Origin of the sequence: Nesterenkonia sandarakina (genome assembly GCF_014138825.1) — a bacterium.
Lineage (GTDB): Bacteria > Actinomycetota > Actinomycetes > Actinomycetales > Micrococcaceae > Nesterenkonia > Nesterenkonia sandarakina.
In genome coordinates this window covers 2,839,456-2,863,885 of sequence record NZ_JACJIH010000001.1, presented here as the reverse complement: position 1 = coordinate 2,863,885, position 24,430 = coordinate 2,839,456, and the positions used below count along the sequence as shown (strand labels likewise).

Below are 24,430 nucleotides of genomic sequence, written 5' to 3'. Positions count from 1 at the left end.
CTCCCTGCCTCAGAGGAAGGCGTCGGCGATCAGCTCGGCCTCGGGGTCCACGGCGTAGTCCGTGAAGTCCTCGATCCCGAGCCGGCGCAGGACCTGCTCATCGGTGAGGAAGGCTCCGCTGATCGGCCGCTGCGAGCCGTCCGGCGCCGTCTCGCGCACCTGGCCGGAGAGCATGGCCACGGCGGCGTCGGCGACGATGTCCACCCGACGGGCGCCGCGGATCATGGTCTCGCCCTGTTCCCCGGCGAGCGCGGCGAGGTTCCGGATGGCAGCGGTGTCGATGTAGGTGGCGGGCCACAGCGAGTTCACCGCCACGCCGTCGGGCTCGAGCTCGGCCGCCAGACCCACCGTGGTCATCGACATCCCGTATTTGGACATCGTGTACCCCAGGTGCCGGCCCAGCCAGACCGGGTCCAGTCCGGACTCGCGCAGCGCCAGCGGCGGCGAGAGGGTCAGGATCTGCGGGGTGAAGCCTTCCTGTGCCGCCGCTGCCCCGGCTGGGCCGGCCGCCCCGGAAGCCGAGCCCGCGTCGTCGTCGGTGCCGGCGTCGGTGCCGGCGCGGTGCTTTTCGGCGCTGGTGCGCAGGTGTGGGGCGGCGGTCTTGGAGAGCAGGAAGGTTCCCCGGACGTTGATGTCATGCATCAGGTCATAGCGCTTCATGTCCAGCACCTCGGTGGGTGAGAGATCGATGGCCGAGGCGTTGTTGATCACGATGTCGATCCCGCCGAAGGCCTGGACGGTCTGCTCCACGGCGGCGATCACGTCCTCATCGCGGCGCACGTCGCCGACCACGGCCAGCCCCTGGCCTCCGGCGGCCTGGATGTCCTCCACGGCGGTGTGCACCGTGCCGGCGAGCTTGGGGTGCGGGGTGTCGGTCTTGGCCAGCAGCGCGACATTGGCTCCGCGGGCGGCCAGCGCCACGGCGATGGCATGACCGATGCCGCGGGATCCGCCGGAGATCAGCGCGGTGCGTCCGGTGAGGTCATCGGTGGCGGCCAGGCTCGGCGCCACGGCCGGGGCGCTCTCGGAAGGTGTGAACTGAGTCATAGCGACACCCTACCGGTGGGTAACCTCACGTGGAAGCGTCCGACCCGGTCGGAGCGCGCAAGTCCCGCCGGGCTTTTTGTAGAGAGTCCACAGCGGAACCACCCTCGGCCGTGGATAGACTGGCCGCTGAATTGTGGACTTCCTCCAGCCTGCGATCGGAAAGGTGCCCCCGCGCAGCCATGACGTCAGATCTCACCACCACCGCCGGCAAACTGGCAGACTTCCGCCGGCGCCGCGACAAGACCCATGCCCCAGCCGGGGAGGAAACCGTGGCCAAGCAGCACAGCCGCGGGAAGAACACGGCTCGCGAGCGGATCGACATGCTGCTGGACCCCGACTCCTTCGTGGAGCTCGACGCGCTGGCGGTGCACCGCTCCACCTCCTTCGGGATGGAGACCCGCCATCCGCTCGGGGACGGCCTGGTCTCGGGCTACGGGACCATCGACGGCCGACTGGTCGCGGTCTACTCCCAGGACTTCACCGTCTTCGGGGGCTCGCTCTCGAAGGTCAACGGCGAGAAGATCGTTAAGGTCCAGGAGTTCGCGGCCCGCAACGGCTGCCCGGTGATCGGGATCAACGATGGCGGCGGCGCGCGCATCCAGGAGGGTGTGGCCTCGCTGGCGATGTTCGCCGACATCTTCCGGAACAACGTGCACTCCTCAGGAGTGGTCCCGCAGATCACCCTGATCATGGGACCTGCCGCCGGCGGCGCCGCCTACTCCCCTGCCCTGACCGATTTCGTGATCATGGTGGACAAGACCTCGCACATGTTCATCACCGGACCCGACGTCATCAAGTCGGTCACCGGTGAGGACGTGGACATGGAGACCCTGGGCGGGGCCCGTTCCCATTCCACGGTCACCGGGACTGCCGCGTATATGGCCTCCGACGAGGCCGACGCCGTGGAGTTCGCCAAGGAGCTCCTGGAGTTCCTGCCGCTGAACAACCTCGCCGAGGCCCCCATCGAGGATCACGAGGAGCGGCCCAAGATCGAGACCGGGGACGAGGCGCTGAACGCGCTGATCCCGGATGCCTCCTCCGCGCCCTATGACATGCGCACGCTGATCGAGCAGATCCTCGACGACGGCCACTACCTGGAGCTGCAGAGCCTCTACGCGCCCAATGTCAGCATCGGCTTCGGCCGGGTGGAGGGCCGCTCGGTCGGCGTGGTCGCCAACCAGCCCTCGCAGTTCGCCGGCACCCTGGACATCGCCGCCTCTGAGAAGGCCGCCCGCTTCGTCCGGTTCTGCGACTCCTTCAACATCCCGATCCTGACCCTGGTCGACGTCCCGGGCTTCCTGCCCGGCACCGACCAGGAGTTCAACGGGATCATCCGGCGCGGCGCGAAGCTGCTCTATGCCTACGCCGAGGCCACCGTCCCGAAGATCACGGTGATCACCCGCAAAGCCTTCGGCGGCGCCTACATCGTGATGGGATCCAAGAAGCTCGGAGCTGATGTGAACCTGGCCTGGCCCACGGCGCAGATCGGCGTGATGGGCGCTCAGGGCGCGGTGAACATCCTCTACCGACGGGACCTCGCTGCAGTGGAGAAGTCCGGCGGCGATGTCGAGGGACGCCGGAAGTCCCTGATCGCTGACTACGAGGCCGAGCTGCTGAACCCCTACCAGGCTGCCGAGCTGGGCTACATCGACGCGGTGATCGAACCCGCCGAGACCCGCTGGCAGATCGCCAACGCGCTGCGCGCCACCCAGCACAAGCGCGAGGCGCTGCCGGCCAAGAAGCACGGGAACATTCCGCTCTAGGAGGGCCCCAGAACATGACCGATGCGACCCTGGACACCGAGACCGAGCACACCGCCGCGACGGGCACCGCTGCCGACTCCGCCGTCGACTCCGAGGTGAGCCCCGATCTCGACCCCGAGACTCACCCGGAGGCCGAGAACCAGGACGAGGCTGAGGACGGGCAGACCACCGAAGCCGAGGAGGGATCGGACCTGCAGCTGGCCGGAGGGTCCCTCACCGAGGAGGAGCTCGCCGCGGTGACCGCCCTGCTGGGCACCCTTGCCGGGGCCGCTGAGACCCAGGACACCGGGGCCGGCAGCACCGGGCCGAAGGACCGCACGCTGCAGCGGCGCCGTCGGCTCGGCCTGTGGGGTCGGCCCGGACCGGACTCCTGGCGGCATGCGGCGGGCCTGCGATGACCCGCCTGATCCTCGGCTCCGCCTCAAGCAGCCGGGCGCGGATCCTGACCCAGGCCGATATCAGCTTCACCGTGCGCGTCTCTGATGTGGACGAACCCGCTGCGGTCGCCGCCGCGACGTCCACGCTCGACGGCGAGCAGCTCACCCCCGCCCTGGAGGCGCAGCTGCTCGCGGACCTGAAGGCCGCCGCCGTCGCGAACCTGCCCGGGATCAACGGCCGGCCCTCGGTCCTGGTGCTTGGCTGCGACTCGGTCTTCGAGCTCGACGGCGAGAGCTACGGCAAGCCCTTCGAGGTGGCGGTGGCGGTGCAGCGTTGGAAGCAGATGCGTGGCCGCACCGGGGTGCTGCACACCGGCCACACACTGGTGGACGCGGCCAGCGGCGCTCGGGCCCAGCGCACGCTCTCCACCCGGGTCAGCTTCGCAGAGCCCAGCGACGCCGAGATCCTGCGCTATGCCGAATCTGGTGAGCCGCTGCACTGCGCCGGAGGGTTCACCATCGACGGGCGCGGCTCCGCCTTCATCGAGGAGATCGAGGGTGACCACCTCTCCGTGATCGGTGTCTCCCCCGCCGCGCTGCGCTCGATGCTCTCCGAGCTGGGGCACTCCATCACCGACCTCTGGTCTCCGCCGACGCGGTGACCACCCCCTGACACACACCAGGTGCGGGACGTCCCGCGCCCACACACCCACCGACGGGTGAGAACGACACAGAAAGAGGAACCATGACCGAGTTCACCAAGGTCCTGATCGCCAACCGCGGCGAGATCGCCGTGCGCGTGATCCGCGCCGCCCAGGACGAGGGGCTCACCGCCGTCGCCGTCTACGCCGACCCGGACCGTGACTCGGTGCATGTGCGCATGGCCGAGGAGGCCTACGCCCTGGGCGGCGCCACGGCTGCCGAGAGCTACCTGAGCATCCCCAAGATCCTCGCCGCGGCCCGCGCCACCGGCGCCGACGCGGTGCACCCGGGCTACGGGTTCCTCTCCGAGAACGCCGAGTTCGCCCAGGCAGTGATCGACGCCGGGCTGACCTGGATCGGGCCTCCGCCGAAGGCCATCGACACCCTCGGTGACAAGGTCTCAGCACGCCAGCTCGCGGAACGGGTCGGCGCGCCGCTGGCTCCGGGGACGAAGGAGCCGGTCAAGGACGCCAAGGAGGTCCTGCGCTTCGCCGAGAAGCAGGGACTGCCGCTGGCCATCAAGGCCGCCTACGGCGGCGGCGGGCGCGGGATCAAGGTGGTCCGCGAGTACGACGAGATCGCCGAGCTCTACGAATCCGCGGTGCGCGAAGCCGTCTCAGCCTTCGGGCGCGGCGAATGCTTCATCGAACGTTTCCTGGACTCCCCGCGCCACGTGGAGACCCAGTGCCTGGCGGACGAGCACGGCAACGTCGTCGTGGTCTCCACCCGCGACTGCTCGCTGCAGCGGCGGAACCAGAAGCTCGTGGAGGAGGCCCCCGCGCCGTTCCTGACCCGGGCGCAGAACCGACAGCTCTACCGCGCCTCCAAGGCCATCCTGAAGGAGGCCGGCTATGTGGGCGCCGGCACCTGCGAGTTCCTCATCGGCCAGGACGGCACCATCAGCTTCCTGGAGGTCAACACCCGGCTGCAGGTCGAGCACCCGGTCTCCGAGGAGGTCACCGGCATCGACCTGGTCCGCGAGCAGTTCCGGATCGCGCGCGGCGAGCGTCTGGGCTATGAGGATCCGGAGATCCGCGGGCACAGCATCGAGTTCCGCATCAACGGCGAGGACCCGGGCCGGAACTTCATGCCGGCACCGGGCACGCTCGAGGTCTTCGACTTGCCGCACGGACCAGGGGTCCGGGTGGACTCCGGGGTCCACGCCGGAGAGACCATCTCCGGGGCCTTCGACTCCATGATCGCCAAGGTGATCATCACCGGCGCCACCCGCGAGCAGGCGCTGCGCCGCGCCCGACGCGCGCTGAAGGAGATGAAGGTCGAAGGCATGCCCACTGTGCTGCCCTTCCACCGCGCGGTGCTCGAAGACAGCGCGTTCGCCCCGGAGCTGGTCTCAGAGGGCGCCGGCTCCGCCTCCAGCAGCTCAGCTACAGCCGGTGGCCACGGCAACGCGGTCTCCCAGGCGGCGGAGCGACTGGCACGACGACGGGCGCAGGCCCCGGAGGGCTTCCATGTGCACACGCGATGGATCGAGACCGAGTTCAACAACCAGATCCCGCCCTATAACGCGCTGATGGCCCACCCGGCGCACGAGGACGAAGCGCCGCGCGAGTCAGTCGTGATGGAGGTCAACGGCAAACGGATCACCGTGAACCTGCCCGCCGCCCTCTCCGGCGGCAAGCTTGGGGGCAAGCCGGCCGGGGGCAGGAAGCGGCGCAAGACCCGCAGCGCCGCGACCGCCGCGGCCTCCGGAGATGACCTGACCTCGCCGATGCAGGGCACGATCGTCAAGGTGGCCGCGAAGGACGGCGCGAAGGTCGCCGAGGGCGATCTGGTGCTGGTGCTGGAGGCGATGAAGATGGAGCAGCCGATCACGGCGCACAAGGCCGGACGACTCAAGGGGCTCAAGGCGAAGGCCGGCTCCACGGTGACCGCCGGCCAAGTCGTGGCCAGCATCGTCGACTGAGCCCCACCGGCACAGGCAGACGATCAGGCCCGCCCCCGGCGGCCTGTCGCATGCCTGTGCCATGTCCCATCGTTGTTTCCGTCTAGAACGAGGGGACATGGCACGGCGGTGCGACGGATGCGGACGGGGCCGCGGTTAGCGCTGCCGCGCGGCGACCAGCTCGCGGACCCTGCTGAAGAGCGGATCCGCCGGGCCCAGCCCGGTGACCTCCGTGGTCAGCGCCTCGGCGTCGAGCTCGGTGAGCAGCTTCTGCAGCTGCTGGGCCTGTTCGTCCTCCGCGGATTCGAAGTGCAGGGCCGCCTCGATCACCGCGAGCAGCCCCTCCACGCGCAGCCCCCGCTCCTGAGCCTGAACTGCGGGGCCGATCAGACGCTCATGCCGGGAGAGCTTGCGCAGCGGCTGCCGCCCCACCCGGTCCACGGTGTCGGGCAGCTCGGGATTGCGGAAACGCTGCAGAATGGTCTCCCGGTACTCCGCCATCTCCGCCTCGGCGAAGCCGTGCTTGGCCACCAACAGCGCTGAGGTCTCCTCCAGCGCCGCCCGCACTCCGGCGAACACCGCCTCATCGGCCAGCGCCTCGGCGATCTTGCTGCGGCCCGCGCGGGAGCCCAGGTAGGCCGCGGCCGCGTGCCCGGTGTTCACCGTGAAGAGCTTGCGCTCGATGTACGGTCCCAGGTCCTGCACGAAGTGGGCCCCTGGGATGTGGGGGCGGTTCGCGCCGAAGGGCCCGGATTCGATGGCCCACTCGTAGAACGGCTCCACGGTGACATCGATCCCGGCGTCGGCGGGCTGTCCCGGCACGATCCGGTCCACTGCGGTGTTGGCGAAGACCGCCCGGGCGGAGAGCTGCTCCCACTGGTCCCCGGCCAGGTCCTGGATGTGCCCACGCAGCGTGTCGGTGGCGCCCAGCGCGTTCTCACACGCCATCACCTGCAGCGGCTCGGCTCCGGCAGGGCGCTGCAGCAGTCCCGCAAGGACATGCGGAGCGATGAACCGCAGGATCGCGGGCCCCACGGCGGTGGTGACCACATCGGCCGCGGCGACCTCGGCGGCCACCGCCTCAGGATCATCCTCGCTGTTGATCGCCCGGAAGTTCTCCACCTTCCGGTCCACGCCGCCGGCGCCGACCTCGTGGACGGTGTAGCTCTGCGCCGCGGACAGCGCGTCCACCAGGGGTGCGGCGACGTCGGAGAAGACCACCTCATAGCCGCCCTCGTGCAGCAGAGTGCCTACGAAGCCTCGACCGATGTTTCCCGCGCCGAAATGGACTGCCAGCATGTTGACTCCTGAAGATTGAGTGCTCAGATTCTTGTCGTGTGTACAGATGCGAAGGGGGTGCGCCCCCGGGGTGACCCGGCGTGACGCACCCCCTTCGGCTCAGCTGGTGCGCGCAGGCACCGGCCGCAGCGGACTCAGCTCGCGTTGACGGCCGATAGCAGCTGCAGCAGCTCCTCCTCGGTGGAGGCCTGCTTCAGCCGGGCCACTTCCGCATCGTCGGAGAAGAGCTCCGCGATCTTGGAGAGGATCTCCAGGTGCTCGTCGCCGACCCCGGCGATGCCGATCACGAAGGTGACCTTCTCCCCGGACCAGTCCACGCCGCCGTCGTAGCGGGTCACTGAGAGGGCCGAGGCCTTGATCGCGGACTTCGCGTCGTTCGTGCCGTGCGGGATGGCCAGCTCGTTGCCCATGTAGGTGGAGACCGTGGCCTCGCGCTCCTTCATGGCCGAGAGGTACTCCCCGGTGACCGCGCCGGCGGCGCCGAGGATCTCGGCGGCTTCGGTGAGCGCCTCGTCCTGGGTGGCGGATCCGGCGTGGATCCGGACCTGGGAGCGGGTCAGGATCTGCGTCTCGCTGCGCACCCGGGTGTCTGTGGCGACTCCCCCGGCGGAGGACTCTCGCGTATCCGTGGTGTCCGCGGCGGTGGCGGAACCGGACCCTGAGGACTGGGCCTCGCTCTCGCGGATCAGCTCGACGACGTCGTCGTACTCCGGGGCGTTCATGAAACTGTCCACGGAGACATGTACGGCCTGGGGCTCCTTGGCGCGCGCCCGGTCGGTGAGCTGCTGCTGGGTGATGACCAGATCAGCGTTGCCCGGCAGGGAGGCGACAGCCTTGTTGGTGACCGTGACCCCCTCGATGCCGGCACCGATGATCTTCTTGCGCAGCACCGAGGCGCCCATGGCGGAGGACCCCATTCCGGCGTCGCAGGCGAAGATCACATTGGTGATCTTCTGCGCCGGGACCTGGGTCGCGGCGGAGAGGTTCGCAAGATGTGAGGAGGACTTGCCCTTGTTCGCCGCGGTCTTCGCGACCGCGGCGGAGAAGCCGTCCTCGGTGGCCAGGAGGTCGCGCTTGCGGCTGGAGAGCAGGATCGCCGAGGCCACCGCGAAGGTGACACCTGCGGAGAGGATCACGGAGAGACCGACACCGATCCAGCTGCTGGTCGGTGCCTGCAGGTAGACCGCGATGATCGAGCCGGGCGCCGCCGGTGCCCGCAGACCCACGTCGAAGACCATGTTGGTGCCCACACCGGTGGCGCCACCGGCGACCACTGCGAGCAGCAGTGCTGGCTTCATCAGCACGTAGGGGAAGTAGACCTCGTGGATGCCGCCGAAGAACTGGATGATGGCAGCACCGGGAGCGGTCGCCTTGGCCACGCCGACGCCGAAGAAGGAGAAGGCGAGCAGGATCCCGAGACCGGGGCCGGGGTTCGCCTCGAGCAGGAACAGGATGGACTGCCCGGTCTCGGCGGCCTCGTTCACACCCAGCGGGGTGAGCACGCCGTGGTTGATGGCGTTGTTGAGGAAGAAGACCTTGGCGGGTTCGATGATGATCGAGGTCAGCGGAAGCAGTCCGGTGTCCACGAGGAAGGCCACCGCGTTGCCGAGGACCTCCATCAGCCAGTTGATCGGGGGCGCCACGATGAAGAACCCGACGATGATCATCACGAATCCGAGGATGCCCGCGGAGAACATGTTGACCAGCATCTCGAAGCCGGCCTTGATCTTGCCCTCCCAGAGGGCGTCGAGCTTCTTCATCAGCCAGGCGGCCAGCGGACCCATGATCATCGCGCCGATGAACATGTGGATCTGTCCGTCTTCGCCGAGCAGCCAGTCCGAGCCCACGATGGTGCCGAAGGTCGCCACGGCGCCGACGACGGCTCCGCGCATCTCATAGACCATCATGCCGCCCTGCACCGCGATCAGGATCGGCAGCAGGTAGTGGATCATCGGTCCGACGGTCTCCGAGAGCGCCTCAGCAGGGGCCCAGCCGGTGCTGAACTCAGCGATGTTGACCACCACGGCGGTCACGATGCCCCAGGCGATCAGGGCGGGAATGATGGGCATGATCATGCCCGAGAGGAACGAGCCGAATTTCTGGACGACGACGCGTGCGCCGCCCGTCCTCTTCGTCTCAGCTGACACCGTTGTCATGACGGGGCCTCTTTCTTGTACTGGTGCGACGCTCCCGAGGGAGCCTCAAAGGTGGTGGCCCTCGGGCGAGGGACCAGTTTCAGTGATTCAGGCAGTGATTCATTCAGTTGTGCTCCAGCCGTGGATCAGTGCTGCACCGCGGGCTGGACCGTGTCCTGGACTGCGTCCTGAGCGGCCTGCTGCGCGGCCTCCCGGGCCTGTCCCGCCGTGGCGGCGGTGAGCGCGGCGGCCGCGATGCCGCGCGCCTGCTTCAAGGTGTGCAGCTTCAGCTCGGCGCGGACCTCGGCGAGCGCCGCCGGAGACATCGAGAGCGTGTTCACCCCGAGCCCGACCAGGACGACGGCGAGCAGCGGGTCCGCGGCCGCCTCGCCGCAGACTCCCACCGGCTTCTCGGAGGCGATTCCCGCTGCGCCGACTTCACGGATGAGCCGCAGCACCGCGGGGTGCCAGGGATCCTGCAGCGAGGCCACGGAGCCGAGCAGCCGGTCCGCCGCCATCGTGTACTGGGTCAGGTCGTTGGTGCCGATGGAGGCGAAGTCGGTGCGCGAGAGCAGCTCATCGGCCATCAGCGCGATGGAGGGAACCTCCACCATCACCCCGGCGGTGGCCAGGCCGTGCTCCTTGGCCAGGGCGGTGAACGCCTCGGCCTCCTCCACGGTGGAGACCATCGGAGCCATCACCCAGACATCGGCCTCGGTGTTCTCCTGGGCCTGGGCCAGGGCGGTGAGCTGGTCGCGAAGGATCTGCTCGTTGGCCATCAGTGCGCGCAGCCCGCGCAGGCCCAGTGCCGGGTTCTCCTCGGGTGCGTCGTTGAGGAAGCTCAACGGCTTGTCCGCACCTGCGTCGAGAGCTCGGACCACGACCTTCTGTCCCGGGAAGGCCTCGAGCACGGACTGGTAGGCCTCGCGCTGTTCCTCGACTGAAGGCGCTTCGTCGGCGCTGAGGAAGAGGAACTCGGTCCGGAAGAGCCCCACGCCTTCGGCGCCCAGCGCCACGGCCTTTTCGGTGCTCTTGGCGGAGCCGAGGTTCGCCAGCAGCGGCACCGCGGTGCCGTCTGCCAGGGCGCCGGGGGTGATCGGCGCCGCGGCCTGCGCCGCGTGTGCCGCGCGGCGGGCCTGGGCCTCGTCGAGCTGCTCCTGGGTGGGATCGGTGATCACCGCGCCTGCTCCGGCGTCCACGATCACCTGCTGACCCTCGGTGAGGCTCGCGGCCTCGGCGACGCCGACGATGGCGGTGATCGACTTCTCGCGCGCCAGGATCGCGGTGTGCGAGGTGGGCCCGCCCTGGATGGTCACCAGGGCCTGCACCTGGTCCAGGTTCAGCAGCGCGGTGTCCGCCGGGGCCAGGTCCTCGGCCACCAGGATGAACGGGTGGCCGGGGTCCGGCACGCCTGGGGCGGGGAGCCCGCGCAGACTGGCGATCACCCGCTGGGAGACGTCGGAGAGGTCCGAGGCGCGCTCACCCAGATATCCGCCGAGCTCCTCGAGCGTGGCGCGGAACTCGGCGAAGGCCTCGTGCACGGCGTACTCGCCGGTCTTGCCGGCCTGAAGCCGGGTCGCGACAGCCTCGTGCAGGGTCGGGTCCTGGGCCATCATGGCCTGGGCCTCGAGCACGTCGCGCGCCATGCCCCCGGCGGTGCGGCCGCGGGCTTCGAGCTCGGCGGCCACCTCGGCGACCGCCTTCTGCACCCGCTCGGTCTCGGCCTCGGCGCTGCGCTCGGAGGCTTCATCGGCGGGCGCCGGCGGCGGAGGGGACATCCGCGCCACGGGTCCCGCGGCGATGCCCCTTCCGACCCCGATTCCGGAGAGCTCCGGCATCAGGAGGCCTCGTCGTGATCGGTGGTCAGGAACGTCTCCAGGCTGTCCAGGGTCTGCTCCTCGTTCTCACCCTCGGCGGTGAGCAGCACCTGGTCATCGCGCTCCACGCCCAGCGAGAGCACACCGAGGATGCTGGCCGCGTTCACGGACTTCTCACCCTTGGCGATGCTCACCTGTGCGCCGGAGGCCTGGGCGGCCTCCACGAACAGCTTGGCCGGGCGGGCGTGCAGGCCCTGGGAGGAGGCGACGGTGACAGTGCGAGTTGAGCTCATGAGAGTCCCTTTCGGGTTGATGCGGCGGCAGCCGCGTCGGGCATGGGGAGTGCCTCGAGGATCAGCGCCAGTGCGCTGGTCCCCTCGAGGTCGGTGTAGATGTCTTCAGGAAGGAGCCTCACCTGGGTGCCTGCCGGCGCGGTGAGCCCTCGGATGTCCTCAAGCGAGTCCGCGAGGTGCGGGCCCAGCAGGATCAGATCTGCGGAGTCGAGATCATGGAGCAGGGAGGCCTGATTCCCGGCGCGCACCGTGTAGGGGATGCCGGATGAGCGCATCGCCAGCTTCAGACGCTGCGCCACGAAGGTGCTGGACGCGCCAGCACCGCAGACCACCAGGATCTCCATTGATCACACACTCCTTCCTCCTCGATTGTGCAGTGATTCAGGGCACACCGCACCGGGATGGGGCCGAGAGTTCTTTCCGCCGGGGAGGAAATAACGAGTTCCCCGAGACGGGCGCCCGGTAAGGTTTGAGCGTGGAGAGGATGAGCAGACGCCAGGAGCAGCTGATCACTGTGCTCCTGCGTGAGCCCGGATGGATCACCGCCGGCTCCCTGGCCGATCTGCTCGGCGTCACCCCGCGCAGCGTCCGCTCCTATATCGCACAGCTCAATGCACGCGTCCCCGCTGGCGCCCCCGCAGCTGACTCGCAGACGGCCCTGATCGAATCCGGCCCCGCGGGATACCGAGCGGACCGGACCGCACTGGCGTCCCTGCGCAGCGACTCCGGCCGCACATCGACCCGAGACCGGCTCCACGGCCTGGTGCGCGATCTGCTCGAGGCGCAGAACGGAGTCGATCTGCGCCGGACTGCCGAACGGCTCTACGTCTCGGTGGCCACGGTGGAGGCAGATCTGGGACGGGTCCGCGAGCTGCTCGCGGGCACCGGCAACACCGTCCACCGATCAGGCTCGCGTGCGCTGCTGGTCGGTGATGAGCTGGCCCAGCGGCGGCTGGTCTCGAAGCTCGCCCATGAGGAGATGGAGCACGGATCCTTCGACGGCGAGGGCCTGCGCCGCGCGGCAGGGCTGGGGTCGCTGGAGGCGGAGGCCTTCGGTCCGTTCAAGCGCGAGCTGGCGACGCAGCTGGCCGAGCAGGGCTACTACGTCAACGAGTTCGCCTCCACGGACGTGGTCCTGCACGTGGCCATCGCCGCGGATCGGGTCAGTCACGGCCACCCCCTGGCGGGGACCCATCTTCAGCCCAGCGCCCAGCAGGAGCGGCTGGCCGGCGTCGTCGGGAAGCTGGCCTCGGCGCATTTCGGAGTCAGCCTGGGTCAGGGCGACCTGCAGCATCTGGCCTCGCTGGTGCTGACCCGGGTGGTCGCCTCCGACGGCAGCGCGGGCACCGAGGTGCCGCTGGACGCCGAGGTGGAACGCGCGGTGGTCCGCGCCGTGGGCCACGCCGCGGAGGAGTATCTGGTGGACATCGCCCATGCGGACTTCATCCGGCGGCTGAGCCTGCACGTGCAGAACCTGGTCCACCGGGCACGGGAGCAGGCGTTCTCACGCAACCCGCTGACCAAGTCGCTGAAGTCCACCTATCCGATGATCTTCCAGGTGGCGGTCTCCATCGCCAGCGACATCGCCGAGCAGCTGGACGTGCTGATCCGTGAGGATGAGATCGCCTATATCGCCATGCATGTGGGCGGGCGCCTGGAACGCAGCCGCCGCACCGAGGCGGCGCTGACCGCGACCATCGTGTGTCCCGGCTACTACGAGCTGCACGACCTGCTGCGCTCCCGGCTCGATGAGTCCCTCGGTCCTGGCATCGAGGTCACCGCGGTGGAGACCCGGACCGACCCGGATTGGGCCTCCATGGCCACCGATCTGGTGCTGACCACGATCGAACCGCCGGTGCCCGATGAGCGCACCGTGCAGCTGGCCCCGTTCATCACCGACGCGGACATCCAGCGCATCGCCGCGGTGGCCTCGAAGCGGCGTCGCGCCCGGCGGCTGACCCGGCTGCGCGGGGAGCTTGAGCGGTATTTCAGCCCCGAGGCGTTCATCCGCCCGCTCAAGGCCAAGGATGAGGAGGACGCGATCCGGCAGCTCAGCGCTCCGCTGCTGGCACAGGACATCATCGATGAGGACTATCTGCGCGGCACCATCGAGCGCGAACGTCTCTCCTCCACGGCCTTCACGGAATCGCTCGCGGTCCCGCACGCGCTGAGAATGACCGCCCGGCGCACCGCGCTCTCCATCGGGATCGCCGAGGGCTCGATCCGCTGGGGCGAAGGAAGGATCCAGGTCGTGGCCCTGGCGGCATTCTCTGAGTCAGAGCGCGACGCGTTCCAGACCATCTTCGAACAGCTCGTCGAGGTGCTCAGCGAACGTGACTCGCTGCAGCGGATCCTGCGCCGCGGCACCGACTTCGGCGGATTCCTCGATGAGCTGGTCGCGGTGATCGACGGCTGAGCCGACCTGCGACGTCCCGCTGCCAGCCCTAAGACACAGCATTGCCCCGCCCCCGGAACGCCGCTCACCCCAGACACAGAGCTGCCCCGTCCCTGGCTCACGAACCGGGGACGGGGCAGCTGAGTCGACGGGTTACTTGGCGGTCTCGGTGTAGAGCGACTTCTTCGAGGTCTCCGGGGCCAGGATCAGCGCGATCAGAGTCAGCACGCCCAGGCCTGCCAGGTAGAGCCCGACCGCACCGACCCCGTAGGCCTGGACCAGCCAGGCCGCGACGAAGGGAGTCAGCGCCGCACCCAGGATGGAGGCGGCGTTATAGGCCACGCCGGATCCGGTGTAGCGGGTGTTGGTGGGGAACAGCTCCGGCAGCACTGCCGACATCGGGCCGAAGGTCAGCCCCATCAGCGACATGCCCACGGCCAGGAAGGCCAGCATCTGCCAGACGTTGAGGTCCTCGCCGGTGCCCATGGAGCCCGCGGAGAGCCACCAACGGAAGCTCAGGCCGAAGATCATGATCGCGATGGTGACCACGATCAGCATCGGGCGGCGGCCGAAGCGGTCGGCCAGTCGACCTGCCACCGGCACGAAGATCGCGAAGAAGGTGATCGCGACGATCTGCAGCACCAGGAAGTCCTGGTAGCCGTAGCTCAGGCCCCCGACCTCGGCGCTGCCGATGGCGTAGGAGAGGATCCAGGTGGTCATCAGGTAGAACAACCCGTAGGTGGCCAGCATGATGAAGGTGCCCAGGATGATCTCCCACCAGTTGCGCCGGAAGACCTCCCCGATGGGGGCCTTGACCCGCTCGTTGCCGGCCATGGCCTTGGCGAAGACCGGGGTCTCCTCGATCCGCAGCCGGACGTAGAGCCCGACGGCAACCATGACCACCGAGAGCAGGAACGGCAGCCGCCAGCCCCACACCAGGAACGGGTCGTTGAGGTCCCGAGCGGTGGAGTCATAGGCGAAGAGCGTCGCCAGGATCAGGAAGAGCCCGTTGGCGAGCATGAAGCCGAACGGGGCGCCCAGCTGTGGCCACATGGCGGCCTGCGCGCGCTTGCCCGGCCGGGCGGTCTCCGAGGCCAGCAGCGCGGCGCCTGACCATTCGCCGCCCAGGCCCAGTCCCTGGCAGAAGCGCAGGATGGTCAGCATCGCCGGCGCCCACAGTCCGACCTGGTGGTAGGTGGGCAGCGCACCGATCAGGAAGGTGGCGATGCCCATGGTCAGCAGCGCGCCGACCAGCGTGGCTTTGCGCCCGATCTTGTCTCCGTAGTGACCGAAGATGATGGCACCCAGCGGGCGGGCCACGAAGGCGGCCCCGAAGGTGGCCATGGAGGCCAGCAGCGCGGAACCCTCATCGCCGTAGAAGAAGAGCAGCGGGAAGACCGACACGGCCGCGGTGGCGTAGATGTAGAAGTCGTAGAACTCGATCGTGGTCCCGATCAGCGAGGCCATGATGATCCGGCGGCGCGGGACCGTCAGATTCTCATCGGCCACGTCGTCGACTTTTCGGCTCGAGACAGCGGGCCCGGTGGGGTCAACAGAGGTAGACATTGCTGGGCATCTCCACAGAAGTATTGGTGGTAAACAGCACCGAGTCCGGCGCAGACCCAAAATGATAGGTCGGGGCTTGCGGGGCGATGTACACGGGTTCAGGCAGTCTCAACTGTTGAGACCCGACGCAGCCGCCTGTGAGGCCGGAGGGAGGCTCAGTAATACACCGCCAGCGGCCCGCGCGGGCCCTCGATCACAGTGACCTCGGTGTCGAAGACCCGGGTCAGCACCGCATCCTGCATGATCTCCTCCGGTGTCCCGTGCTCCACCACCACCCCGTCCTTCATCGCCAGGATCTTGTCCGAGTAGCGGGCGGCGAAATTGATGTCATGGAGCACGATCACCAGGGTGCGCCCGAGTTCGTCGGCGGCGCGGCGCAGCTGCTGCATCATCTGCACCGCATGCTGCATGTCCAGATTGTTCAGCGGCTCATCGAGCAGCACGTAGTCAGTGTCCTGGGCCAGCACCATCGCCACATAGGCGCGCTGACGCTGACCCCCGGAGAGCTGGTCCAGGTACCTGCCTTCCAGGGCGGTCAGGTCCAGGAAGTCGATGGCCTCGGAGATGTGCCGCTCGTCCACTGCGGTCAGCCGACCCTGGGAATGCGGGAACCGGCCGAAGCCCACCAGCTGGCGCACCGTGAGCCGGGTGACAAAGTGGTTCTCCTGGCGCAGGATGGAGAGGATCTTGGCGATGGTCTTCGAAGGCGTGTTCACCACGTCGTGCCCGGCCACCTCGATCCGGCCTGCATCCACCTCGAGCAGCCGCCCGATCATGGTCAGGATCGTGGACTTTCCGGCACCATTGGGCCCCACCAGTGCGGTGACACCGCCCGCGGCGATCTCCACGCTGACCGGGCCGATGGCGACGGCGTCGTCGGCTTTCCCCGAGCCGTAGTTCTTGGTGACCTCGGTCAGGCTGATCACAGGCGACCCTTTCGCATCAGGACTATCAGGAAGACGATTCCGCCCAGGAGCTCGATGATCAGCGTCACCGCGCCCTGGGCGTAGAAGATGTTGCGCATGACGAAGTACGCCCCGGCCAGGATGGTGTAGCCGATCAGGATGGCCATCGGGAAGAGCATCCGGTGGGAGTAGGTGTCGGCGAACTGATACGCCAGGGTGGCGACCAAAAAGCCCAGGAAGGTCATCGGACCCACCAGCGAGGTGCTCATCGCCATCAGCACCGATACCAGCGTGAGGATCAGCATCACCTCCCGTCGGTGATCCACCCCAAGGTTCTCTGCGGTGTTGCGTCCCAGGGCGACCACGTTGAGCCGGCGCGCCCGCCACCACAGCAGCAGTGCCGCGGCCAGCACGATCGGGATCGCGTAGGGCAGGTACTCGCCGCGAGCATTGCCGATATTGCCGAAGAGCCGGGCGGTGAGCACGTCGAACTCGCTGGGAGTGAGCACCCGCTGCATGAAGGTGGCGAGCGAGCCGAGCCCGCCGCCGAGCACCACACCCACCAGCAGCATGATGTGGATGTTGGAGAACCTCCCACTGAGCAGCCAGGAGTAGAGGATCACCGCGAAGAGCACCATGGCGGCGGCCTGCATCAGGAACTGCGGCAGACCGGTGACCAGGGTGACCCCGGCAATGCCGAAGAAGAACACGGCACCGGTCTGGATCGCCACGTAGAGCGACTCGAACCCCATGATGGAAGGGGTGATGATCCGGTTGTTGGTCGCGGTCTGGAACGCCACTGTGGCCATCGCCTGAGCGAGGACGACGACGCCGATGACCAGCACGGTCTCAGCGCGCATCCTCGCGATCAGCCAGTATCCCTCGGTGCCGAAGGGCATCGGGTTGTCGTAGCTGAGGATCCCGGCGGTGAAGAACACCGAGAGCCCGCCCAGCAGCGCCATGACGCCCCAGTAGCGCACCCGGTGGCGCCCGGTGGTGATCGCCCCGGAATGCCGACTGGTCTGCGCGGGGGCCTCCCGGTCAGGGGCCTCGCCGCCCGGGACTCCACCACCAGGGGTGATGGTCCCGGAATCGGCGGCGGTCCCGGAACCGGCGGGGCCCCCGGAGGCCGCCCGTCCGCTGTGGCGCGCGCGATCCAGCTGTTCGGTCATGCGACCAGCCCGCCCTTCCGCCGCTGCCGCAGCAGCAGCCCGATGAAGACCACTGCTCCGAGAAGGCCCAGCACCAGTCCCACCGGGATCTCGAAGGGCGCCCGGATGGTGCGACCGATCAGGTCACAGGCGGTGACGGTGGCGATGCCCAGCAGCGCGACCCAGGGCAGGTTGCTGCGCAGGTCATCGCCGCGGAAGAGCGAGATGATGTTGGGCACGATCAGCCCGAGGAAGGGCAGGGTGCCCACCACGGTGGCGGTGACGCCGGTGGCCACGGCGACCATGGCGGTGCCCAGGAACAGCACGGCGGTGTAGTTCAGCCCCACGTTGGTCGCCATATCGCGTCCGAGTCCGGCCACTGTGAACCGGTCGGCGGTGAGGAAGACCAGGACGGTCACCACCAGCACCAGGAACATCAGCTCATAGCGCCCTTCCACGATCCGGGTGAAGGATCCGGCGAACCAGATGCCTAGGGTCTGCAGGTGGTCGGTCATCAGCGCGATGTAGGTGGTGAAGGAGCTGACCACCGCACCCAGCATGATGCCGATGATCGGCACGATCAGCGAGGACTTCAGCGTCACCCGCTGCAGGAAGAGGAAGAAGATGACGGTGCCGATGAAGGCCATGGTCACGGCCCCGCTCATCCGGGCGAGCATCGAAGCGCCGGGGAAGAGCCAGAGCACCAGGATCAGTCCCAGTCCGGCCCACTCGGTGGTCCCAGTGGTGGTGGGCTCCACGAAGCGGTTCTGGGTGAGCAGCTGCATGATCAGCCCGCACATGGCCATGGAGGCACCGGCGAGCACCAGTGCCACGGTGCGCGGCACCCGGGTGATGCCGAACATCCAGAACCCATCTTCGGAGAAGACGGCGTACTGCCCGGTGCTCAGGGAGAGCAGCAGCAGTCCGAGGGTGAGCAGTATCCCGATCAGCAGTGCCGGGGTGAACCGGTGCTGCCTGCGGATCGCGCGGGCATCCGGGAACGACGGCGGCTGCGGCGGCGGGTACTGCTGGAGGGATCGTCGCGGGGGCTCCGGGCGGGCAGATCGGTGGCGATTCGGTGCCGCGGAGGAGGTGTCAGGCATAGGTGGCTTTCACGAGGACGAAGGCAGGGCTGAGCAGCGAAACATGCAGTGTCGCCAAGAGGACACGTATTAGCGAATACCGGCGTGTTGATATTGGGACGGTCCCGCGCAGGTTGTCCAGGCCTGCGCGGGACCGTCGGGCGACCATCATTCACCGACTGGCAAGAAAGTGAACTGCGGTCATTCCGCGGCTTCGAGTGCGTCTGCGAAGTCGCGGAAGAATTCGGTGTACGCCTGGATGTCCTCGGTGAGGTAGAAGTTCTCCGGCAGGTACACGATCTGGTCGTTCTCCACGGCAGAGACGTTGGCCAGCGCGGCCGAGTCCTCCACGATCTCGGCCGCGGGACTGTACTCCTCACCCTCATCCAGGGTCAGCCGGGCGTCGCGGTCCAACACGAGCAGCCAGTCCGGGTTTGCGGCGGCGATCGCCTCCACGGAGATGTCATCACCGTGGGACTCGTTCTCACCCTCCTGCTCCAGCGCGGGGGTGAGGTTGAATGAGTCAAAGACCGGGCCGATGGCGCGACCATCGGGCCCTGGCGCCACGTAGCTCATGTCGCCGCCGGAGGTGAGCAGGCCCATCACAGTGGATTCGCCGTCATAGGCGTCCTGGACCCGAGTCATCTCGGTCTGAAGCTCCTCGACCAGCTCCGCGGCGACATCTTCCTTCCCGAAGACCTCGCCGAGCGACTCGGTCTTGCGGATCAGCTCTTCGACCAGGTCAGCCTCGGGCTGCGGCTCGAACTCCAAGATGGTGGCGTCCGGCGCCAGGGCGCTGAGATCCTCGTAGTAGTCCTGGAAACGCTGCCCGTTGATGATCAGGTCAGGCTCCGCTGCGACCACGTTCTCCAGATCGGGCTCACGATGATTCCCGAGATCCAGGATGGACTCATCCTCCGCATAGGCGTGGGTCTGAGCATCCATCAGGCTGCGGGCGGCGGCGGTGGGCTCGACCCCGAAGGCCTCCAGTGTGCGGTAGGACCTGTTGTCGGTGACCACGACGCTGCTTGGATCCGTGGAGACCTCATGGGTGCCGTGATCATCCTGGATCGTGACGGTGCCAGAGCCCTCAGCATCGCCCCCGGCCTCCTCAGCCGTCTCACTGGCACCGGCTTCATCGGCTGCCGCGTCGGAGCCGCAGGCACTGAGTCCGAGCAGGGCGATCACACCGACGCAGAGTCCGCCCAGGATCCGAGGCCCCGGCGTTCCGGTGGAGCTGCGCGTCACGGACCGCTCCTCACCCTCGGGGCCTCCGCCGCTGATGCTGCCGGTGTTCTGGAACGCGAGTTCTGCAGTGGGCATAGCCCTGCCTTTCAAGGTCTGTGGCGCGGAGTGCGCGACATGTCGTCGCTGGTTAGTCTGTCCTAAGCTAAATAGAACTTACATAGTTAACTAATTCAGCGCAAACGGTGACCGCGATATGACGCTTTCTCGCGATTCGCACATTCGACTGTGAGCTATTCTCCTGTGCGTCCCGCGGCGCAGCGCCTCCACTCGGCGGACTCTGCCCGGTAGCGTAGGGGCGATGTCTTCTCCCGCCGCAGATGCGCTCGACCCCGTCCTCACCCCGGAGGGGTGGGAGCTGCTGAACTCGCTGCCGCCCTATGACGAGCAGACGGCGCTGCAGCTGAACCTGCGGCTGCGCGACGCCGGTCACCCGCCTGACCGGGTGGCCTCTGCCCTGACCCAGTCCCGGCTGCGCGCGGCCGGACGCCAGAAGTTCGGCGAGTTCGCCGCGCGGATGCTCTTCACCCATGAGGGGCTGCAGCAGTCCACGCGGCTTCCCGTGGCGGCGCGCCACGCCCAGCGCTTCCGGAGCGCGGGACTGGACCGGGTGGTCGATCTCGGCTGCGGCCTCGGGGGTGATGCACTGGCGGCGGCGTCCCTGGGGCTGAGCGTGACGGCCGTGGAGGCGGATGAGAACACCGCTGCGGCGGCCACCATGAACCTGCATCCGTTCCCGGAGGCGAACGTCCAGCACGGCACCGCCGAGGACTTCGCGGCGACCTTCGATCTTCTCCAGGCAGGGGCGCCCAGAGGCTGGGGGCTGTGGCTGGATCCAGCGCGCCGGGATCCGCACGCGGCCCAGGAGACCGCGGCGGCCGGACCCACCAGGCTCTGGGACCCCGAGTCCTTCTCCCCGCCGCTGAGCTTCGTGAAGGCGCTGGCCAGCACCGGGACCCCGATGGGGGTCAAGCTCGGTCCGGGGCTGCCGCATGAGCTGATCCCCTCCGACTGTGAGGCGGAGTGGGTCTCAGTGGACGGAGATCTGGTCGAGGTGGTGCTCTGGTTCAACGCCCTGGCCCGGCCCGGCGTCCGGCGGGCAGCCACGCTGCTGCCTGAGGACGGCAGCGCCGCTGTGGAGCTGGTCAGCGACACTGACTTCGGCGCCGGCGTCCAGGCCGAGCCGTCGGGGCGAGAAGGGCTCTTCGGAGTGCTGCATGAACCGGACCCTGCGGTGATCCGATCTGGACTCATCGCTGAGCTCGCGGACTCGCTGGGAGCTCATCTGCTGGATGAACACATCGCCTACTTCTGCGCCGATGAGCCCGTGACCGACCCTGACTACCGGCTCTCCCGGCAGTTCCAGGTGCTTGAGGTCGACTCCTTCAATCTGAAGACGCTCAAGGCCTGGGTCACCGAGGCCGCAGTGACCAGTCTGGAGATCAAGAAGCGCGGCGTCGACGTCGTCCCGGAGAGGCTGCGCCAGCAGCTGCTGCCGAAGAAGCGGCCCAAGGGGCCGAAGCGTCACGCCACGCTGGTGATCACCCGGTTGGGCGAGGAGCGGGTCTTCGCGGTGGTGGAGCCGCTGTGATCGCTCAGCATGCGGAGTGGCCGCGAGGCAGCTCCCCCACCTCGACCGGGAGCGTTCCCGGCGCCTGAGTTCCGGCGAGCACCGCGGCGAGAGCCTGGAAGGACTCCTCGGTGCGCCCGTAGAGCGCGATCTGCGTGGCGGCATCGGCTCCAGCCAGGACCTCGGGGCGGTCCAGGGCGACCGCGACGTCTCCCCCGGCGGCGCTGGACTCCCCGACCAGGTTCACCACAGTCCCGGTGCCCACGCTGAGGCCGGCGGCCTCGGCGGCTGCGGTCAGCCGGGAGCGGTCCTGTTCACTGCCGCCCACGATGCTGATGCCGGCAGCGGCCAGGTCCGCCTCGCACTCACCAGCGACCAGGGTCACCGCGGATTCACTCAGCTGCGCCGCAGTCGCTTCTGCGCTGCCGGAATCCGATTCCGCGGCGGCGTCTTCATCCTCCTGCTCCCCGCGCAGCTCCTCGGGCAGCTGAGCTCCCGGCCCGGCGGCGAGATCTCCGGCGGCCAGCTCGGCCTGCCAGAGCTGCAGCGCAGCGACACGTTCCGCCGCCTGCTCAAGGCGTTCGCGGTCCAGTTCGCCCGACTCCACGGCCGCGAGGATGCCGGCGTGCGCGCCGCGGACATCGGCGGGCATCAGCAGCAGGTCCGCGCCTGCGGTGAGCGCACTCACGGCGGCCTGGTCACCACCGTAGCCCTGGACGATGGCGCCCATGTTCAGCGCGTCGGTGACCACCACCCCGTCGTGGCCCAGTTCGCGCAGCTCGGTGTAGGCGGCGGCGGAGAGTGAGGAGGGCACGCCTTCTTCCAACGCGGGCACCTCGATGTGGCCCATCATGATCATCGGGACACCTGCCTCGGCGGCCTCGGCGAAGGGTGCCCAGTCGCGGGTGCGCAGCTCCTCGAGGCCGGCGTCCTGGACCGGGAGCGTCTGGTGGGAATCCTCGGTGACCGAGCCATGCCCGGGGAAATGCTTGATCGATCCGGCCAGGCCACCCTCGGCCAGACCGCGGATGCTCTGCATCGTCAGCTCGGTGACGGCCTCGGCGTCGGAGCCGAAGGAGCGCGAGCCGATGGTCGGATCCGTGGCCCCCACGGTGACGTCCCCGTTGGGCGCGAAGCTGGTGCTGAACCCCAGCTCGGCGAGCTCCGAGGCGAGGAACCGGTGCCCGGTGCGGGCGAGCGCGTCGTCGTCGGGTCCAGCCTCGTCTTGATCGGCCTCGTCCTGGTCAGACCCGTCCTGCCCGGCGGCCGCTCCGTAGGCCATCGGGGTGGGCCATTCGGTGAGTGGGACGCCGACTCGGGTGACCAGTCCACCCTCCTGATCCACGCCGATCATCGGGGGCACCTCGCGCTCGCCGGCGGCTTCGCGCAGGGTGCTCAGCTGGGCGGCCAGCTCCTCGGTAGCCACACCCTGCTCCGCGGTCGGGACATTGGCACCCATGATGATGGCGCCGCCCAGGTGCAGCTCTTCGATCAGGTCCGCCATCGGCGCGGCATCGGTGGTGGCGTACTCCCCCACCAGCACCGACCCTGCCAGCTCGGTCAGGGAGTACTCCGCGACGATCTGCTCGGCGCGCTCCTGATGCTCCGGTCCAGGTCCCGCGAGCGCGGCCTCCCGGGCCTGCTCGGCCTCGGCGCGACGCTGCTCCTCCGCGGCGGCCGCGGACTCCTCGGTGCTCTGCCCGCTGGGCCCCGACGTGTCCTCCGGAGCCTCAGGGTCGGATCCGGAGGCGCAGGAGCTGAGCAGCAGACAGGACAGCGCGGCGGCAGCCAGCAGCGGGCGAGGACGCGAGGGACCGGCAGAAGACATGTGGCTCAGGATATCCGCGCCGGCTGGACGATCGGGGCAGCGGCGGCAGGCAGGACCGTGCACGCCGAGGCAATGTCCTGCCGGGCGCCAGGCAATGACCGGTCTGGGCAGTATTCTGTGTGGTGATGCGGCCGCCGGCCCCGACACCTGAGGAGCCTCTGTTGGAACTACCCTTCGCTGAATCACGACGTTCCACCCTGGGCCTTGAGTGGGAGCTGGCGCTGGTGGATCGGCAGACCGGAGATCTTCGCTCGGTGGCGGACCGGGTCCTGCGCGCCTGTCATCAGGATCTCCCGGAGCTCGGCTCGGAGGATGAGCACCCCTACGTGAAGCAGGAGCTGCTCACCAACACCGTAGAGCTGGTCACCGATGTCTGCCCAGACGTGAACACCGGGGTGGACCAGCTGCGCGAGACCGCGCGCAATGTGATGCGCCATTGCGAGCCGCTCGACGTCGAGCTCTACTGCCAGGGCTCGCACCCGTTCGCCGCGCCCACCGCGCAGGAGGTCACGGACAAGGAGCGGTACGCGGAGCTGATCAGACGCACCCAGTGGTGGGGCCGCCAGATGGTGATCTACGGGGTCCACGTCCACGTGGGCCTGGACGACGTCGCCCAGGCGATGCCCGCGGTCAACGCGCTGTGCAACTACAACGCGCATTTCCAGGCGCTGACCGCCTCCTCGCCGTACTGGTCAGGTGAGGACACCGGTTACGCCTCGCAGCGCGCCCTGGTCTTCCAGCAGCTGCCCACCGCCGGGGCCTCCTTCCAGTTCGAGGAGTGGTCCGGCTATGAGAAGGCCGTGAGCGACTTGGAGCACACCGGGGTGATCAACGACGTCACCGAGGTGCGCTGGGACGTCCGGGCGGTGCCGAGGCTGGGCACCGTGGAGCTGCGGGTCTGCGACGGTCTGGCCACGCTGGAGGAGATCGCCGGGGTCGCGGCGCTGACCCAGTGCATCGTGCACTCCACGGTCAAGGACCTGGAGAACGGCGGCAAAGTGGTCTCGATGCCACCCTGGTTCGTGCAGGAGAACAAGTGGCGCGCCGCGCGCTACGGCCTCGACGCCGAGATCATCCTCAACGCCGAGGGCGACGAGATGCTGGTCACCGATCATCTGCAGCAGGAGCTGAACCGGCTGGAACCGGTGGCCAAGGAGCTGGGATGCGCCGATGAGCTGGCGCTGGTCGAGCAGATGATGCGCGACGGTGCCGGCTATATGCGGCAGCGCCAGGTCGCGGAGACCCACCAGGGGGACCTGCGCCAGGTGGTGCTCGATGCGGCGGCGCGCACCCGGATGTCGATCAACGGGCCCCGACGGGTCTGATCCGTCCAGCCCCCAGCCGGATCCGAC

At 68.6% G+C, this 24,430-nt stretch carries 19 protein-coding genes; 7 read left to right on the top strand and 12 right to left on the bottom strand.

Annotated features, from left to right (window positions below; translation table 11 throughout):
• Nucleotides 1–9 precede the first annotated feature (9 nt).
• The gene (locus tag HNR24_RS13115) at nucleotides 10–1,047 is read right to left on the bottom strand and encodes an SDR family NAD(P)-dependent oxidoreductase (RefSeq protein WP_083504567.1); all 1,038 of its coding nucleotides are present in this window, start codon (nucleotides 1,045–1,047) and stop codon (nucleotides 10–12) included.
• A 179-nt stretch (nucleotides 1,048–1,226) separates the two neighbouring features.
• On the opposite strand from HNR24_RS13115, the gene HNR24_RS13110 reads away from it, so the two are divergent.
• The 4 genes from HNR24_RS13110 to HNR24_RS13095 all read left to right on the top strand — a co-directional run bounded on the left by HNR24_RS13110 (nucleotide 1,227) and on the right by HNR24_RS13095 (nucleotide 5,813).
• Complete coding sequence (locus HNR24_RS13110; protein WP_058887486.1) at nucleotides 1,227–2,810, top strand: acyl-CoA carboxylase subunit beta; 1,584 nt, start codon at nucleotides 1,227–1,229, stop codon at nucleotides 2,808–2,810.
• Between the two features lie 14 nt (nucleotides 2,811–2,824).
• Nucleotides 2,825–3,208: an acyl-CoA carboxylase epsilon subunit gene (locus tag HNR24_RS13105; RefSeq protein WP_182495983.1), complete on the top strand. Its 384-nt coding sequence runs from the start codon at nucleotides 2,825–2,827 to the stop codon at nucleotides 3,206–3,208.
• Nucleotides 3,205–3,849, top strand: coding sequence for a Maf family protein (locus tag HNR24_RS13100; RefSeq protein ID WP_058887720.1), 645 nt, complete (start codon nucleotides 3,205–3,207; stop codon nucleotides 3,847–3,849). The genes HNR24_RS13105 and HNR24_RS13100 overlap by 4 nt, the downstream gene beginning before the upstream one ends.
• Before the next feature lie 83 nt (nucleotides 3,850–3,932).
• The gene (locus HNR24_RS13095) at nucleotides 3,933–5,813 is read left to right on the top strand and encodes an ATP-binding protein (protein ID WP_182495982.1); all 1,881 of its coding nucleotides are present in this window, start codon (nucleotides 3,933–3,935) and stop codon (nucleotides 5,811–5,813) included.
• 135 nt (nucleotides 5,814–5,948) lie between these two features.
• Here the strand turns inward: HNR24_RS13095 and HNR24_RS13090 are convergent, their stop codons facing one another.
• The 5 genes from HNR24_RS13090 to HNR24_RS13070 all read right to left on the bottom strand — a co-directional run bounded on the left by HNR24_RS13090 (nucleotide 5,949) and on the right by HNR24_RS13070 (nucleotide 11,680).
• Nucleotides 5,949–7,091 (bottom strand): mannitol-1-phosphate 5-dehydrogenase, encoded by a 1,143-nt coding sequence (locus HNR24_RS13090; protein WP_182495981.1) that lies wholly within the window; start codon nucleotides 7,089–7,091, stop codon nucleotides 5,949–5,951.
• Between the two features lie 134 nt (nucleotides 7,092–7,225).
• Complete coding sequence (locus HNR24_RS13085) at nucleotides 7,226–9,247, bottom strand: PTS mannitol transporter subunit IICBA (protein WP_182495980.1); 2,022 nt, start codon at nucleotides 9,245–9,247, stop codon at nucleotides 7,226–7,228.
• Between the two features lie 125 nt (nucleotides 9,248–9,372).
• On the bottom strand, nucleotides 9,373–11,064 hold the full coding sequence (gene ptsP, locus HNR24_RS13080) for a phosphoenolpyruvate--protein phosphotransferase (RefSeq protein WP_058887491.1): 1,692 nt from the start codon (nucleotides 11,062–11,064) through the stop codon (nucleotides 9,373–9,375).
• On the bottom strand, nucleotides 11,064–11,336 hold the full coding sequence (locus HNR24_RS13075) for an HPr family phosphocarrier protein (RefSeq protein WP_058887492.1): 273 nt from the start codon (nucleotides 11,334–11,336) through the stop codon (nucleotides 11,064–11,066). Before HNR24_RS13075 ends, ptsP begins: the two co-directional genes overlap by 1 nt.
• Entirely contained in the window at nucleotides 11,333–11,680 is a 348-nt protein-coding gene (locus HNR24_RS13070; RefSeq protein ID WP_182495979.1) for a PTS sugar transporter subunit IIB, read from the bottom strand. The genes HNR24_RS13075 and HNR24_RS13070 overlap by 4 nt, the downstream gene beginning before the upstream one ends.
• A 140-nt stretch (nucleotides 11,681–11,820) precedes the next feature.
• Between HNR24_RS13070 and HNR24_RS13065 the strand changes: the two genes are divergently transcribed.
• Nucleotides 11,821–13,752 carry a BglG family transcription antiterminator gene (locus tag HNR24_RS13065; protein ID WP_182495978.1) on the top strand — a complete coding sequence of 644 codons (1,932 nt, stop codon included), beginning with the start codon at nucleotides 11,821–11,823 and terminating at the stop codon, nucleotides 13,750–13,752.
• A gap of 132 nt (nucleotides 13,753–13,884) precedes the next feature.
• Here HNR24_RS13065 and HNR24_RS13060 read toward each other — a convergent pair whose 3' ends face one another.
• The 5 genes from HNR24_RS13060 to HNR24_RS13040 form a co-directional block, all read right to left on the bottom strand.
• On the bottom strand, nucleotides 13,885–15,297 hold the full coding sequence (locus tag HNR24_RS13060; RefSeq protein WP_182495977.1) for an MFS transporter: 1,413 nt from the start codon (nucleotides 15,295–15,297) through the stop codon (nucleotides 13,885–13,887).
• A gap of 155 nt (nucleotides 15,298–15,452) precedes the next feature.
• Nucleotides 15,453–16,223: an iron ABC transporter ATP-binding protein gene (locus HNR24_RS13055; protein ID WP_182495976.1), complete on the bottom strand. Its 771-nt coding sequence runs from the start codon at nucleotides 16,221–16,223 to the stop codon at nucleotides 15,453–15,455.
• Nucleotides 16,220–17,374 carry an iron chelate uptake ABC transporter family permease subunit gene (locus HNR24_RS13050; RefSeq protein ID WP_083504568.1) on the bottom strand — a complete coding sequence of 385 codons (1,155 nt, stop codon included), beginning with the start codon at nucleotides 17,372–17,374 and terminating at the stop codon, nucleotides 16,220–16,222. Before HNR24_RS13050 ends, HNR24_RS13055 begins: the two co-directional genes overlap by 4 nt.
• Nucleotides 17,371–18,456 (bottom strand): ABC transporter permease, encoded by a 1,086-nt coding sequence (locus tag HNR24_RS13045; RefSeq protein ID WP_083504569.1) that lies wholly within the window; start codon nucleotides 18,454–18,456, stop codon nucleotides 17,371–17,373. Before HNR24_RS13045 ends, HNR24_RS13050 begins: the two co-directional genes overlap by 4 nt.
• Before the next feature lie 180 nt (nucleotides 18,457–18,636).
• Nucleotides 18,637–19,758, bottom strand: a complete 1,122-nt coding sequence (locus HNR24_RS13040; RefSeq protein WP_182495975.1) for a siderophore ABC transporter substrate-binding protein — start codon at nucleotides 19,756–19,758, stop codon at nucleotides 18,637–18,639.
• Between the two features lie 223 nt (nucleotides 19,759–19,981).
• Between HNR24_RS13040 and HNR24_RS13035 the strand changes: the two genes are divergently transcribed.
• Entirely contained in the window at nucleotides 19,982–21,271 is a 1,290-nt protein-coding gene (locus HNR24_RS13035; protein ID WP_182495974.1) for a class I SAM-dependent methyltransferase, read from the top strand.
• Between the two features lie 4 nt (nucleotides 21,272–21,275).
• On the opposite strand, the gene HNR24_RS13030 is transcribed toward HNR24_RS13035, so the two are convergent.
• A complete protein-coding gene (locus tag HNR24_RS13030; protein ID WP_182495973.1) occupies nucleotides 21,276–23,078 on the bottom strand; it encodes a glycoside hydrolase family 3 protein in 1,803 nt (600 codons plus the stop codon).
• A 161-nt stretch (nucleotides 23,079–23,239) separates the two neighbouring features.
• Here HNR24_RS13030 and HNR24_RS13025 point away from each other — a divergent pair, with 161 nt between their 5' ends.
• Nucleotides 23,240–24,403, top strand: coding sequence for a glutamate--cysteine ligase (locus HNR24_RS13025; RefSeq protein ID WP_179440917.1), 1,164 nt, complete (start codon nucleotides 23,240–23,242; stop codon nucleotides 24,401–24,403).
• The last annotated feature ends 27 nt before the right edge of the window (nucleotides 24,404–24,430 follow it).

Bases quoted from the DNA above. Each gene is read 5' to 3' on its own strand.
- HNR24_RS13060 (WP_182495977.1), bottom strand. From the start codon at position 15,297: ATGTCTACCTCTGTTGACCCCACCGGGCCCGCTGTCTCGAGCCGAAAA.
- HNR24_RS13035 (WP_182495974.1), top strand. From the start codon at position 19,982: ATGTCTTCTCCCGCCGCAGATGCGCTCGACCCCGTCCTCACCCCGGAG.
- HNR24_RS13100 (WP_058887720.1), top strand. From the start codon at position 3,205: ATGACCCGCCTGATCCTCGGCTCCGCCTCAAGCAGCCGGGCGCGGATC.
- HNR24_RS13070 (WP_182495979.1), bottom strand. From the start codon at position 11,680: ATGGAGATCCTGGTGGTCTGCGGTGCTGGCGCGTCCAGCACCTTCGTG.
- HNR24_RS13095 (WP_182495982.1), top strand. From the start codon at position 3,933: ATGACCGAGTTCACCAAGGTCCTGATCGCCAACCGCGGCGAGATCGCC.
- HNR24_RS13115 (WP_083504567.1), bottom strand. From the start codon at position 1,047: ATGACTCAGTTCACACCTTCCGAGAGCGCCCCGGCCGTGGCGCCGAGC.
- HNR24_RS13090 (WP_182495981.1), bottom strand. From the start codon at position 7,091: ATGCTGGCAGTCCATTTCGGCGCGGGAAACATCGGTCGAGGCTTCGTA.
- HNR24_RS13075 (WP_058887492.1), bottom strand. From the start codon at position 11,336: ATGAGCTCAACTCGCACTGTCACCGTCGCCTCCTCCCAGGGCCTGCAC.
- HNR24_RS13105 (WP_182495983.1), top strand. From the start codon at position 2,825: ATGACCGATGCGACCCTGGACACCGAGACCGAGCACACCGCCGCGACG.
- HNR24_RS13040 (WP_182495975.1), bottom strand. From the start codon at position 19,758: ATGCCCACTGCAGAACTCGCGTTCCAGAACACCGGCAGCATCAGCGGC.
- HNR24_RS13050 (WP_083504568.1), bottom strand. From the start codon at position 17,374: ATGACCGAACAGCTGGATCGCGCGCGCCACAGCGGACGGGCGGCCTCC.
- HNR24_RS13065 (WP_182495978.1), top strand. From the start codon at position 11,821: ATGAGCAGACGCCAGGAGCAGCTGATCACTGTGCTCCTGCGTGAGCCC.
- HNR24_RS13110 (WP_058887486.1), top strand. From the start codon at position 1,227: ATGACGTCAGATCTCACCACCACCGCCGGCAAACTGGCAGACTTCCGC.
- ptsP (WP_058887491.1), bottom strand. From the start codon at position 11,064: ATGCCGGAGCTCTCCGGAATCGGGGTCGGAAGGGGCATCGCCGCGGGA.
- HNR24_RS13030 (WP_182495973.1), bottom strand. From the start codon at position 23,078: ATGTCTTCTGCCGGTCCCTCGCGTCCTCGCCCGCTGCTGGCTGCCGCC.
- HNR24_RS13085 (WP_182495980.1), bottom strand. From the start codon at position 9,247: ATGACAACGGTGTCAGCTGAGACGAAGAGGACGGGCGGCGCACGCGTC.
- HNR24_RS13045 (WP_083504569.1), bottom strand. From the start codon at position 18,456: ATGCCTGACACCTCCTCCGCGGCACCGAATCGCCACCGATCTGCCCGC.